14 protein-coding genes and 1 pseudogene are annotated in these 12,989 nt (G+C 43.6%); 9 read left to right on the top strand and 6 right to left on the bottom strand.

Going from position 1 to position 12,989, the window contains the following annotated elements; translation table 11 throughout:
- Window positions 1–148 precede the first annotated feature (148 nt).
- The gene (locus IM485_RS05160; protein WP_104396350.1) at window positions 149–676 is read right to left on the bottom strand and encodes a GIY-YIG nuclease family protein; all 528 of its coding nucleotides are present in this window, start codon (window positions 674–676) and stop codon (window positions 149–151) included.
- Between the two features lie 169 nt (window positions 677–845).
- Here IM485_RS05160 and IM485_RS05155 point away from each other — a divergent pair, with 169 nt between their 5' ends.
- The 5 genes from IM485_RS05155 to IM485_RS05135 all read left to right on the top strand — a co-directional run bounded on the left by IM485_RS05155 (window position 846) and on the right by IM485_RS05135 (window position 4,348).
- A complete protein-coding gene (locus IM485_RS05155; protein WP_192575983.1) occupies window positions 846–1,472 on the top strand; it encodes a DUF488 domain-containing protein in 627 nt (208 codons plus the stop codon).
- A complete protein-coding gene (locus tag IM485_RS05150; protein ID WP_104396351.1) occupies window positions 1,465–1,902 on the top strand; it encodes a DUF488 domain-containing protein in 438 nt (145 codons plus the stop codon). The genes IM485_RS05155 and IM485_RS05150 overlap by 8 nt, the downstream gene beginning before the upstream one ends.
- Window positions 1,903–1,906: 4 nt before the next feature.
- Complete coding sequence (locus IM485_RS05145; RefSeq protein ID WP_287741730.1) at window positions 1,907–2,698, top strand: dual OB domain-containing protein; 792 nt, start codon at window positions 1,907–1,909, stop codon at window positions 2,696–2,698.
- Between the two features lie 250 nt (window positions 2,699–2,948).
- Complete coding sequence (locus tag IM485_RS05140; protein WP_104396352.1) at window positions 2,949–3,536, top strand: L-threonylcarbamoyladenylate synthase; 588 nt, start codon at window positions 2,949–2,951, stop codon at window positions 3,534–3,536.
- Window positions 3,491–4,348, top strand: coding sequence for a sensor histidine kinase (locus IM485_RS05135; protein WP_287741728.1), 858 nt, complete (start codon window positions 3,491–3,493; stop codon window positions 4,346–4,348). Before IM485_RS05140 ends, IM485_RS05135 begins: the two co-directional genes overlap by 46 nt.
- On the opposite strand, the gene IM485_RS05130 is transcribed toward IM485_RS05135, so the two are convergent.
- Window positions 4,284–4,754, bottom strand: a complete 471-nt coding sequence (locus IM485_RS05130; protein ID WP_287741726.1) for a GNAT family N-acetyltransferase — start codon at window positions 4,752–4,754, stop codon at window positions 4,284–4,286. The genes IM485_RS05135 and IM485_RS05130 overlap by 65 nt on opposite strands.
- A gap of 157 nt (window positions 4,755–4,911) precedes the next feature.
- Here IM485_RS05130 and IM485_RS05125 point away from each other — a divergent pair, with 157 nt between their 5' ends.
- Window positions 4,912–5,142 (top strand): hypothetical protein, encoded by a 231-nt coding sequence (locus IM485_RS05125; protein WP_287741724.1) that lies wholly within the window; start codon window positions 4,912–4,914, stop codon window positions 5,140–5,142.
- A 37-nt stretch (window positions 5,143–5,179) separates the two neighbouring features.
- Window positions 5,180–6,175: a carbohydrate kinase family protein gene (locus tag IM485_RS05120; RefSeq protein WP_287741722.1), complete on the top strand. Its 996-nt coding sequence runs from the start codon at window positions 5,180–5,182 to the stop codon at window positions 6,173–6,175.
- 345 nt (window positions 6,176–6,520) lie between these two features.
- Here IM485_RS05120 and IM485_RS05115 read toward each other — a convergent pair whose 3' ends face one another.
- From IM485_RS05115 to IM485_RS05105, 3 genes are all read right to left on the bottom strand, one after another.
- Window positions 6,521–7,591, bottom strand: coding sequence for a YheT family hydrolase (locus tag IM485_RS05115; protein WP_104396356.1), 1,071 nt, complete (start codon window positions 7,589–7,591; stop codon window positions 6,521–6,523).
- A 65-nt stretch (window positions 7,592–7,656) separates the two neighbouring features.
- Window positions 7,657–8,025, bottom strand: coding sequence for a DUF1818 family protein (locus IM485_RS05110; RefSeq protein ID WP_104396357.1), 369 nt, complete (start codon window positions 8,023–8,025; stop codon window positions 7,657–7,659).
- Between the two features lie 6 nt (window positions 8,026–8,031).
- Window positions 8,032–8,607: a hypothetical protein gene (locus IM485_RS05105; RefSeq protein ID WP_104396358.1), complete on the bottom strand. Its 576-nt coding sequence runs from the start codon at window positions 8,605–8,607 to the stop codon at window positions 8,032–8,034.
- A 434-nt stretch (window positions 8,608–9,041) separates the two neighbouring features.
- Here IM485_RS05105 and leuS point away from each other — a divergent pair, with 434 nt between their 5' ends.
- Both leuS and IM485_RS05095 read left to right on the top strand, forming a co-directional pair.
- On the top strand, window positions 9,042–11,594 hold the full coding sequence (gene leuS, locus IM485_RS05100) for a leucine--tRNA ligase (protein WP_104396359.1): 2,553 nt from the start codon (window positions 9,042–9,044) through the stop codon (window positions 11,592–11,594).
- A 359-nt stretch (window positions 11,595–11,953) separates the two neighbouring features.
- Window positions 11,954–12,328 (top strand): hypothetical protein, encoded by a 375-nt coding sequence (locus tag IM485_RS05095; protein WP_287741717.1) that lies wholly within the window; start codon window positions 11,954–11,956, stop codon window positions 12,326–12,328.
- Here the strand turns inward: IM485_RS05095 and IM485_RS05090 are convergent.
- Window positions 12,325–12,852: pseudogene (locus IM485_RS05090) on the bottom strand (CHAT domain-containing protein); the annotation flags it as partial. The gene IM485_RS05095 and the pseudogene IM485_RS05090 sit on opposite strands and share 4 nt — an antisense overlap.
- Window positions 12,853–12,989 lie beyond the last annotated feature (137 nt).

The following is a 12,989-nucleotide window of genomic DNA, read 5'->3' as shown; positions in this document are numbered from 1 at the left end:
CTCTTAGGTTTGGTGGGTAAAATGTATTCTAAAATACAGTTTTGCGGCCGAGTGAGTGGGACGAACCACAAAGACACAAAGGACACAAAGATCGATCGATCCTATGTAAGTTAAGCTGATCACACAGACCCTAGAAGAGCCGTCATTTTTACTTTAAATCGAGCAAACCCTGTTCTTTTAACTTAGGATTAAAACGAATTTCCATCTGTACTCCCCGTTTTTCTAGGGTTGATAAAATATCGTTTTCTACTCGTCTGGATACCTGTTTTAATAACTTGATTTGCCCTACTTCGTCAGCACTTTGATAAATTTCTTTTTCTGTCTCAGTCATGACTAATTTAGCATCAATTGGTTCTGTCCAGAGTTTTTCATTGCTGATTACTGCCTGACTTTCTCTTAGCCAAGCTTGTTTAATCGATTCGAGAATAGTTCGATTAGGACGCTCAATCACTTGTATTTTTAGCCAATAACAAGCTTGGGGCTGTCGGGCAAGATGTTGTTTTAAACTGAGATAAATATCACGAGAATAGCCGACAAACTCTAGGACTTGCTCTCGATTAAAAATGGCATAAACCCCGATTTTTCCCTGGAAATCAGCAGATATATTACCCGTGGTATCTAGGTAAGGAATATATTCTAATTGTTGGAGATTAGCAAAAGTATCAGGCTCATTCATAATTAACTGTCGATAATTGGTTAGAGATAGATAAATTATACCTAAGTTTGAATTTTATATTCCGGGCTGTGGCTAACCCAAGAGGGTAAACTAACAGTTATCTGACTCGATAACCCCAGACGTACTGAGATATAATAGGGTAGGTTACTAAACTATCAAGTTAGATACAATGCTGGCTATATTTACGATCGGGCATTCTAACCACACCCCAGAAAAGTTCCTCGAACTGCTCTCCATTCATAATATCAATGCTTTAGCAGATGTGCGTTCCGCTCCTTACAGCCGCTATCTTCCCCACTTCAACAAACAAGCCCTCCAGTCCTACCTACCCACAGCAGAGATTCGCTATGTTTTTTTAGGGGCGGAGTTAGGGGCGCGGCCTGCAGATAGTAGCTGTTATGTGGAAGGTAGGGCCCTTTACGAAAAAATTGCCGTCCTTGACTCATTCCAACAGGGACTGAAGCGCATCATCAAAGGAGCGCAAAATCATCGCATTGCCCTGATGTGTGCCGAGAAAGACCCGATCACTTGCCATAGAGCCATTCTGGTGTGCCGGCATCTCCTGTCTTTTAACCTTGAAATTGCCCACATTCACAGCAACGGTGACTTGGAGTACCAGGAAAATCTCGAAGAACGACTCTTGCAAATTCATGACTTGCAAGACAAACAGGAGAATATACAACTATCTCTTTTCCCTACAGTCAGTCAACCTCAGTTGCCACGAAGCGAGAGAATTAGTCAAGCCTATCAGCTGCAGGGCGATCGCATAGCCTATGTGGAGAAAGATCATGATTAAACTTTTCACCATCGGGTTTACCCGAAAATCTGCCTCTAGTTTTTTTGAGGGCCTAAGAAAAGCGGGCGTTACTAAAATCATCGATACTCGCTTGCATAATACCTCCCAGTTATCCGGCTTTGCCAAACAAAACGACTTAAAGTACTTTCTCTCTGAGATTGGCGGCATCGATTACTCCCATGAACTATCGCTTGCACCCACTCAAGAAATTTTAGATGCCTACAAAAAGAAACAAATATCGTGGGAAGATTACTCTAAAAAATACCTTGAGATTCTGCATCAAAGACATATTGAATCAACGCTCAAACCGGATAGCTTACAGAATTCCTGTTTTCTTTGTAGCGAAGACAAACCTCACTTTTGCCACCGGCGACTTGCCGCAGAATATCTTCAGTCCCATTTTAATAATATAGAAATTATTCATCTGTAGCTATATGGAGATAATTTGTCTAGCTAATTCTTACAAGCATCAGGGAAGATGTATTGCGGGGATAGACCGAGAATCGGGTCAGTGGTTCAGACCAATTTCCGAGTTAGAAGACGGCAGAATCCCTCTAGATAATAATTGTATTCAGACTGGGGAAATTAGTATTTTGGATATCCTCAGTATTCCTATCGACAGCGAGAGAAAATCTGGCCATGAGATTGAGAATATTGGCTATAAAAACTTACCTTGGGCAATTATTGGCAAAGCAGAGGTAGCCAATCTTTTACAGTTTTGCGAGGGCGATTTATTATATCCCGATTACGGAAAGTCGATACCTTATGAATATCTGAAATCCCAAGCTCCAGTACGCACTCTCCAATTGATTGAGGTAAAATCATTCTGCTGCCTTAAAAACAGCAGGGGGAAATGGCGGGGGATTATTGCCGATGCTCAGTATGATTTCGCCGATTTTGATCTTAGCATCACCGATCCGATAATTCTAGAGAAACTCGATCGAGAGGAAGAAATAAACCCTCACTGTTTAATCTGCCTCAGTCTCGGACAGCCCTGGCAGCCCGATGGCAATCTTCCCCTATCATGCTATCGTTTGATTGCGGGAGTGGTTGAACTTTTGCCTGAAATTCAACTCATCGCTACGGAAATGGAGAGATTATCTTGGAGTAGAGAACAAGGAAAGGAATATTTAAAAGAAAAATTTGGCAAAGTTTCCCGCTATCAACTTACTGAAAATGAAGCTAAACAGTTTCTTGATTTTTTGAGAAGCGGTGGAAAAATATAGCCAACTAACAAATCACTCACGGTGGTGAGTTCAACCGTTAGACTGACAGTTTAGCTGCCGGGGAGTGAACTAAAGGTTAATGGGACGGTGTGATCGTTTTCTGATTCTGAAAGGTTAAGAAGTTGACCATTTTTGACAAGAGGCACTAGGAGCAACTGTTAGTAAAATTAATCTTGATCAACTGCTTGCCCTTTAAAATTGTACCAAAAAGTCTTAGGCTAAATTAGTCCCCAAAAATGATCAATTCTCAATGCCTACTGCTTCTCTTAACGAAATTGTTCACGCGGCCTTAAGTGGTCAAGTGGTTTCTTTTCCCACGGATACAGTCCCCGCTTTAGCGGTTTCTCCCCCCTATGCTGCCTTAATTTTTGCCGCTAAAAAACGGACTTTTGATAAACCCTTAATTCTCATGGCGGCCTCAGCAGCAGATTTATGGGATTATGTCAAGGGAAGTCAGGAAGAAAGGGAAATTTGGCGACAAATGACCGAAAAACACTGGCCCGGCCCCCTAACTTTGGTTTTACCCGCTTCTGAAAAAGTACCAAAAGTTCTTAACCCTAAGGATCCTAGCACGATTGGTATCCGAGTTCCTGCTCATGCGATCGCAAGAGAAATTCTCGGTCGAACTGGTGTTTTAGCGACCACAAGTGCTAATCTGTCAGGACAAGAGCCTTTATTAACTCCAGAAGCGATTATGACTACTTTTCCCTCGGTGACGGTGTTAGCACCCACAGAAAGGCAAGCATGGGGAATAATCAATAGTGGACAACCCTCCACCGTCGCACGTTGGCAATGTCAAAGATGGGATATCTTACGACAAGGGGCAGTTTTTCTGTAAATATGGACGATATTGACGCTTTAAAACGGGAATTACAGCAAACTCGCCTCGCTTATCAGATGGCCGTGGCAATTAATCACCTCAAAAGCAGTTTTTTGGGACGGGTTGCCCACGAATTGCGATCGCCATTGAGCAGTATGATCAGTCTCCATCAAATGATTCTCGCCGATCTTTGCGAAAGTCCGGCCGAAGAAAGGGAATTTATCGCCCAGGGACAACTGGCGGGCCGTAAACTGATGGCAATGCTCGATGAGATGATTAATCTCTCTAAACTAGAGTCGGGTACTATACCTCTCGATCAAGAAATTTTTTCTTTCACTAAACTTTGGCAAGATTGGGCAAGTCTAACCTATTTACAGGCAGCTAATCGCAATATTAAGCTTAAATTTAGCCCTTTAACCGATGATATTGCTATTATTGCCGATTATCAGCGTTTATTTTCCGCTCTTGTCCTTCTCGTCGATACAGCGATCGCTAACTTAACGAGCGGCTCTATTTGTATATCGGTAAGCGCCCTTGGCGAGAAAAAAGTCACTATTGTCCTAGAATTTCCCGGGGAAATCGCTCTCTGGCAAATGCCAGAAATTTCCCCTTTGAGTTTAGAATCAAACCAGGAAGAAGTAAAACAATTTACTCAAGCTCTTGGCTTTTCTCCCAGTCTTAAATTTCAGTTAGCGAAGGGGATTATCGAAGTCTCGGGGGGGGAAATGAGCTTAGATCAAATCGATAACAATAGTCAGGACAAGCTCACACGGATCGTTTTTTCTTTACCTCGATCGCCGGACAGGAAAAATCCTCGGGATAACGATTAAATAATACCATCGTCGTGGTGGCGTTGCTTTGGAAACCAATGCGCCGGTAAAATTTCTCTTGATTAGTAGTCATCAAATAGACTCTTTCCACTCGATTTATTCGGGGATGGGCCAAGACTGTTTCTACTAATTTACGCCCTAAACCGGCTCCCTGATAATCGGGATGAACAATCACATCCCAAATAGTTGCCCGATAAATGCCGTCAGAAGTGGCCCGAGCAAAACCAATTAATTGCCGCTCATTCCACACCGTCACCACCGGATTACTATAGTCAATTGCGGTTTCTAAATCTTCTAAACGGCGATCAATTGCCCAAAATGCGGTTAAATTAAATAATTCTCGTAGTTGCAATAGATCTATCTTGCTTTTATCCTCGTCAAACTGAATCCGACTACAATCAACCATGATATTTCCTTAGTCTAAGACTAAAAAATAAAAGAGGATTCACGCTCGATCGGGCTGATTTATGAGCAATTTCCCCTAATCTATGTGTTTGATTATACTAAATGTCTAAGATAATCTCTAGTTGATTTATCGTGATTTCTTGACAAGTTATTGATCAGTGATCAGGAGTCGGTCGTCAGGAGATAGGAGTCAGGAGATAGGAGTCGGTCGTCAGGAGATTATTTTTATTTATTCTTCCCACACCCCACACCCCACACCCCACACCCCACACCCCACACCCCACACCCCACTTCCCACACCCCACACCCCACTTCCCACACCCCACTTCCCACACCCCACACCCCACTTCCCACACCCTACACCCCACACCCCACACCCGTTCGGCTGAGCTCACGGCCGAAGCCCACACCCCACACCCCACACCAATGCTTAACAATCAAAGATCTTCGCCGGTGTCTGTCATTTGTTTAGGGGAAATCCTCTATGATCTAATTGCCGATCAAAGCGATCGCGCTATAGAGAAAGTAACTTCTTGGACAACCTACGCGGGGGGTGCGCCGGCAAACGTGGCCTGTGGATTGCGAAAATTGGGCATAAATTCGGCTTTTATCGGTTGTGTGGGCAAAGATCAACCCGGAGAACAGTTAATCGCCTTGCTAGACGCTCTCGGAGTCGATACCACTGGTGTACAGTATCATGCCACCCTACCCACCCGACAAGTTTATGTCACCCGCGATGCTGGGGGAGACAGACATTTTGCGGGTTTTGGCGGCAGAAAAACGACTGATTTTGCCGATACTGCCCTTAATGCTGACCTATTGCCCGAAAATCTGTTTAAAAATGCCGATTATCTAGTGATGGGAACCCTAGGGTTAGCCTATCCCCTTTCCCGCCGGGCAATGCAACGCGCCCTCGAATTGGCTAAAATTTACGCGGTGAAAGTATTGATCGATATCAACTGGCGACCGGTTTTTTGGCCTAATCTTGAGGTTGCTCCTGATCAGATTCGAGATTTTATTGCCCAGGCCGATTTGCTCAAATGTAGCGAGGAAGAAGCATCATGGTTATTTGGCACTGATACCCCCAGAGAAATATCGTCAAAATACCCCAATTTAGGGGCAATTCTGGTTACTGGCGGCGCAAAAGGTTGTAAATATCATTTAGGCGAAAATAGCGGCAATGTCGAGGCTTTTCCTGGGGAGGTGGTGGATACAACCGGGGCGGGGGATGGCTTTGTGGCGGGTTTTTTGGCTCGTGCCAGTCTTGTAGGCGATAAAATCGAGGAAAATGCCGATTTAGCGCGTAAGGCGGTGATTTATGCCTGTGCGGTGGGGGCAATGGTGACAAGAAGAGCAGGCGCGATCGCATCCCAACCGACTCGGGAACAGGTGGAGGAGTTTCTAGCGGCCTTTGACTCCTAGAAACTATACTAGGGTTTGCGGCAAAAAGTTTTTCGTGGGGGCAGGGTGTGGGGTGTGGGCTTCGGCCGTGAGCTCAGCCGAACGGGTGTGGGGTGTGGGGTTTTACCCATTTTCAGGGGGTCAATTACCTAATTTTCAGGGAAAAAGTGCCTAAATTTCTCCCCCGATCACCCCAATGTCTGGCACTTTTTGATGGGAAAAAAGTCTAAAAGTCTTATACAACAAGGTTTTTAGATTTATTCAGCCAACCCTATACTAAATCTGGTTATTAAAAACTGATTATCTATTCCCCCTCTTGCATGAGTGCCTATCCTGATATATAGCCTATACTCAACTGATTTAGTATTATTTGCCAGTTTTTTGGTCAAACCAGTCTAAAACCCGATTCCATGCCCACCAGCGATCGCTATCGCCCCACTGACGCTGACAGGATAAACTGCTGATATAACCCACATGACCACCGTGGTTGGTTAAGAGTAGATCCACGTGGGGATTATCGGCGATCGCTGCTTGCAGATCGGGAATAACTGCGGGGGAAAAGAGGGGATCATCGGCCGCGTAGAGGATAAAAGTGGGTTTAGTTAAATAGGGTTGAAAGGGCAAGGGACTACTAGCGGCATAATAGTCAAAAACTGTCTCAAATCCTAGCTTTTTAATCACTAATTCTCGATCAAATCCGGCAATCGTGGTGGCGCGAGTAATTGCTTCGGGATCGATATGATCGGGATGAGCTTGATGGATGCGTTTGGCTAACTTGCGTAATTCCCTGGCGATCGCTTTTTCCAAATGTTTCCCCCAGGTATCCCGGACGAGATAGGATAAGGAACGATTAGAGTCCAAATTAGGACAAATTACCGCCCCACCGCCGATATCGACGGGATCGATCCCCATATCTTCCTGATTCTCTGCCGATTTAATTCCCCAGAGGGCTAATTGTCCCCCCAGAGAGTAACCTGTGAACCAAAAAGGAGCGGGACAGCCCATTTTTTGAGCTTGGGCGGCAATATGAAGGAAATCTAGCCCTTCATAGATGCCATCGGAGGTGAGAGTCGGGGATAATTCGGCTGTCTTACCGTGGGCCCGCCAATCGAAGAGGACGACTGCGTAGTTTCTCGCTACGGCTTTTCTGCCTAAAATCCTTAAAAACCATTGATTATCTAAGTCTCCCGTGATGCCGTAGGTCCCGATAATTGTTCCTTTCGCTTGCGGGGGAATGGAAACAATCCCGTAGATGGGGACGGCATTGGCCCCGGTGAAAATGGTTTCTTGATAGACTGGTTCGGGAATAGCGATCGTATTTTGCCAGGTTTCTCGCGCTTTTAGGGACACATAGAGAGTCATGGCAAAACCGTTTTTCAGCAATGGGGGCGGAGTGTAGGTGAGATTATCGGTCTTCGTCCTCGGATGGGCAATCATGGCAGCACAGGGGAATCAAAAAGTCAAAAGGGGGAAACAAAAATTAACTTATGTCCACCGCTTTCTTAAAAATTGTAAAGCAAATTGTCCCAAGCAGCGAGCAAATCTGGCAGGGCAGTGGCTGACCAATTGCCCTCACAACCGCGACCTTGATAGAGAATCAATCGCAGGGAATAATTATCGGGAAATCCTGCCGCTTCTAACCATAAAAGCTCGCTTTCCGCTTCACAAGCAATACTTTCTTCATCCATTAATTCTGTGGCCATGGCGGACATAGTTGCGGTCAATTGTGATAGTAACCGACGCAAATCTTGCCACTCGGCCTCGGTTAATTCGATCGCCCAATCATCACCACCAATTAATCCTTTATAAACGGCTGCTGTAGGATTCCAACCGAGTCGCCAACCCGAACCATATTTGAGAATTTTTTCCATAATTTTCTAGAATTTTAATAGGTCGGCATCTCCCGGTTTTGATAAAGATGGACGACTAGGAGAAGGACTAGGAGAAGGGTTAGGAGTGGGGGTTTCTTGGGGGAGAATAGCGGGGTTATAAATTTCGACTAGAAGGGTGACTAACTGCTGCCGTTGACGACGATTAAGACTGTTCATCGCTTTGATATCGGCAGCCATAGGATTAACGGTAAGGGTTGCTTGTCCGGGATAGTTTTCTTCGCTGATTTTCTCGTTCACTCCTAGGTAATCCCCTAGGGTTAATTGCCAATCAAAACGGATCAGGGTCAACCTTTTTTTTGTATCTTGATGATAACGAAGAAAGCGACTGATTAAAGTATTATTCGGATCGATCGCTCCTGTCTCTCGACGGATATAGTTGTTTTCTTTCGGTAAATCTGGCATTGCTTGGTAAATTTGTTGGGCAACTGTTTCGGGGCGTTGAATTTGGCTCATCCCGGTGGATTGCCACGATAACCACCAGACAAATATCCCTATCACTAGGCAGAATACTAATAATATTAGTCGCTGAGTTTTTAGCTTTTGAGGTAATTTTAATAGCATATTGATCAAGAAAAAATTGAGCGGAACCTTTTTATAAATAGTGTCACACAAAGATTGCCATTCATCGCGGCTAGATTTTCCGAAGCTTACGGAACACTTGTACTAAATTGTCCAGCCAAGTTTTCCACCATACTGTAATTCTTGGGCTGCCCATTTCTCCATTTTTTTGCTCACCTCCACCTTGATTCCTTCTTTCAAAACTATACCTATCAATCGTTTCCCCTTTTTTTAAGTTTCTTCTCTTTTTGTTAAGAAAGATCTGACTAATCGATAGGGGGGATCGAACCCAAAATCTATCTTCATATTTAATTAGAACCACTTACTTAAAACCCAGAGGGTTTTTGCTAGGGTGGATAACCGCAAGACTGGCAATCGCCCCCAGCCAGCTGCTGTAAAATAGGAAGGATAGATAAAACTCAGGAGAAAAGACCCCAGTGCCGTACAACCCCGCAGAAATCGAACAGAAATGGCAGAAGATTTGGCAGCAAATGGGATTGGACAAAACCCCAGAAAACGCCGATAAACCGAAATTTTACGCCCTCTCCATGTTCCCCTATCCATCAGGCAACCTGCACATGGGTCACGTTCGTAACTATACTATCACCGATGTGATTGCCCGTCTGAAAAGAATGCAGGGTTATCGCGTGCTGCATCCCATGGGGTGGGATGCTTTCGGATTACCCGCAGAAAATGCCGCCATTGAAAGAGGAGTTCCTCCGGCAAAATGGACTGATCAAAATATTGCCCAGATGAAACGGCAATTACAACAGTTAGGATTATCTATCGATTGGGAAAGAGAAGTTGCCACCTGTTCCCCGGAATATTATCGTTGGACCCAATGGCTATTTTTACAGTTTTTTGAATCGGGATTAGCCTACCAAAAAGAAGCGGCAGTGAATTGGGATCCTATCGATCAAACTGTCTTAGCAAATGAACAGGTAGATAGTGAAGGAAAATCTTGGCGATCGGGTGCTAAAGTAGAAAGAAAATTACTCCGGCAATGGTTCCTAAAAATCACCGATTATGCCGAACAATTACTCACTGATTTAGATAAGCTTACCGGTTGGCCAGAACGGGTTAAAACCATGCAGGCCAACTGGATTGGTAAATCGGTAGGTGCTTATTTAGAATTTCCTCTTGTTAACTCCACAGAAAAAATTGCTGTTTTTACCACTCGTCCCGATACGGTTTATGGAGTCACTTATGTGGTACTTGCTCCCGAACATCCCTTAACTTTACAAGTTACCACTCCCGAACAAAAATCGGCCGTAGAAACTTTTATTCAAGAGATAGCCAGCGAAAGCGAATTAGAAAGAACTGCCGAAGATAAACCCAAACGCGGTATTAAAACCGGAGGAGTGGCAATTAATCCTTTTACTGGTGAAGAAATTCCGATTTTAATTGCTGATTATGTCCTCTACGAATACGGGACGGGGGCAGTGATGGGAGTCCCGGCTCACGACAGTCGCGATTTTAAATTCGCTCGGGAAAATAACCTACCAATTAAGATAGTTATTACTCCAGAAAGTGGCGAAATTGAGTTAAAAGATGCTTATACAGAAGCAGGAATTATGATTAATTCCGCTCAATTTAATGGGCTGCATTCTACAGCAGGAAAAACCGCTATTATTGATTATGCCACTGCCCAAGGTTACGGCAAAGCTAGAATACAATATCGTCTCCGGGATTGGTTAATTTCCCGTCAAAGATATTGGGGTTGTCCAATTCCAGTTATCCACTGTCCTAACTGTGGAACCGTGCCAGTACCTATCGATAATTTACCCGTTACTTTACCGGAAAATGTCGAATTTAGCGGTCGAGGTGCTTCTCCTTTAGCCAAATTAGAAGACTGGGTAAATGTGGATTGTCCTCGCTGTGGAACTCCCGCAAAACGGGAAACGGACACTATGGATACTTTCATCGATTCTAGTTGGTATTTCCTCCGTTATACCGATGCTAAAAATGAAGATATACCCTTTCAATTCGAGAAGGTTAATGATTGGATGCCCGTGGATCAATACGTCGGAGGAATCGAACACGCTATCCTACATTTACTCTATTCTCGTTTCTTTACCAAAGTTTTAAGGGACCGAGGTTTAGTTAATGTCGATGAACCTTTTAACCGTCTGTTAACCCAGGGAATGGTACAGGGATTAACCTACAAAAATCCCGAAACTGGCAAATATGTCCCCGCAGAAAATGTGATCTACAAAGAGGATAAATATTGCGATAAAGACACGGGAGAAGTTCTATCTTTCTTCTTTGAAAAAATGTCTAAGTCGAAATATAACGGCGTTGATCCTCTGAAAGTCTTGGAAAAATATGGGGCCGATACTGCCCGAATGTTTATACTTTTTACCGCACCCCCAGAAAAAGATTTACAGTGGGATGATGCGGGGGTAGAAGGACAATTTCGCTTTCTTAATCGGGTGTGGCGTTTAGTCAGCGAATATATTGAAAATAAACCCAAGCAAGTCAAAAAAATAGAAACTTTCTCGAAAACTGACAAGGATTTAAGACGGGCAATTCACACCGCTATTAAAGAAATCTCCGAGGATTTAGAAGGAGATTATCAATTTAATACCGCCATTTCCGAATTGATGAAACTCAGTAACGCTTTAGGGGATAATAAGTGTTTTGCATCCCCCATTTATCGGGAAGGAATCGAAGCCCTATTAATCTTACTTTCCCTTTTTGCTCCCCATCTTAGCGAAGAATTATGGCAAGCTTTAGGCCATAGCCAATCAATTCACCTGCAACCCTGGCCAAAAGTTGATCCTACTGCCCTTATTGTGGACGAGATTACCCTTGTCATCCAAATTTTGGGAAAAACCAGAGGCACGATACAAGTTCCCGCTAGTGCCGATAAAAGCACCCTAGAAACCCTCGCCCTGGAATCGGAAATCGCCCAACGTTATTTAGAGGGCAAGGAAATCAAAAAAGTGATTGTTGTCCCGGGCAAATTAGTTAATTTTGTCGTGGTTTAAATGACAGCAATTATCACAATGGTAGGGAATTAAGAACCTTTTCAGTTATCAGTAACCAGTTAGATTAACACTTTCTATGAAAAACTATCGATAGATGATAAAATATACAATTAGCATCGTCTGTAAATAGGGTTTGCTGAATAAATATGAAATGTAGGCGAGGTAAGGACTTTAGGGCCTTTCTCGCAAAACCTTGCACCTGTTTTGCGAGAATCGTGGTTCAAAACCTTGCCTCTTCATCAGCGATCCCATCCTGTAGGGGCGAAGCATTCGGATAGGAAATCTAAGGTTTCAGCGATAGGTTATTGCCCGAATGCTTCGCCCCTACTTTTTCAGCAAACCCTAAATAAGAACAACCTATGAATATTGAATCAACTAAAGTTACTCCTGAAGAAATTGCCCAGTTTCGCGCTGAATTGGTAGATAATCTAAGTGCGATCGCTGCTTTGGATGCGATTGATGAGTGCGACGGTTATCTTGAGGATGCTGTACCTTTACTGCTAATGCGAGAAACTGGTACAGAACCAGATAGATCTATTGGCGATTTACTCAAAAAATGTCGCCAATTTATCTGTCAAGAGGAAGTTAGAGAAGCTTTGGAATCTGGAATGATTGCACCAGCAATAGAACCGATTTCTATGGGTGCTGGTATTCCTCCCGGTGTGGCAACAGCGATCGGTATTTGCGCCTTTAAATTGGGAATGAAAAGGGTTTGTGCTGGTTGTGCCGATTAAACCCCTGTAGCGATAAAACCTGACCAGTAGTAAGGATTGATAAAAGGATGGGGCTGGCGTTGTCTGATTTGTTTTAATGATTCTTCATATACTAGGCGCTGTCCTGGTCGTAGTTGGGCAAGATGTTTGTCTATTTGCGGCTGATATTGCCATAGAAATTTGTCCAATTCCTCAATAGTTAAATTCTGTAACCAATTTTGTGCAGTTTTTAAAGCAACTGGTACAGAAACTTGCTGATTCTCATCAAATAAAATCTCATATAATTTAATCATCAAGAAGGAGGTTGATAGGTCATCAACTGTCCATAAACTACTGACAACGCTGGGACTTCCTGCAAACAGAAAACCACTGGGTAAACCGATATATTCATCGCTGATAGAGTTTAAATCAATTAAGCCAGTTTCGCAAGCGGAAAGGGTGACAAGGCGACATTTATTCATATTCAAGCGCAGTTCAAAGATTTCGCCTAATGTTAAGGGTTCTTTATTGGCTAATAATAAGGCGGATTCAAGGGGATTATCGGGCTCTTCTAGGTTCTGTGTGAGCATGGTATAATAGTAACACAGAACAGGAGGTGGGTTATGTGGATAAATTTTGATCAACTCCTCGATTTACCAAATGTAACAGTGGTCAATTATCAAAAAATTGATGAGACAATTTT

This window comes from Microcystis sp. M169S2 (assembly GCF_020245865.1).
Lineage (GTDB): Bacteria > Cyanobacteriota > Cyanobacteriia > Cyanobacteriales > Microcystaceae > Microcystis > Microcystis ichthyoblabe_A.
This window is presented reverse-complemented; position numbering and strand designations above follow the sequence as displayed.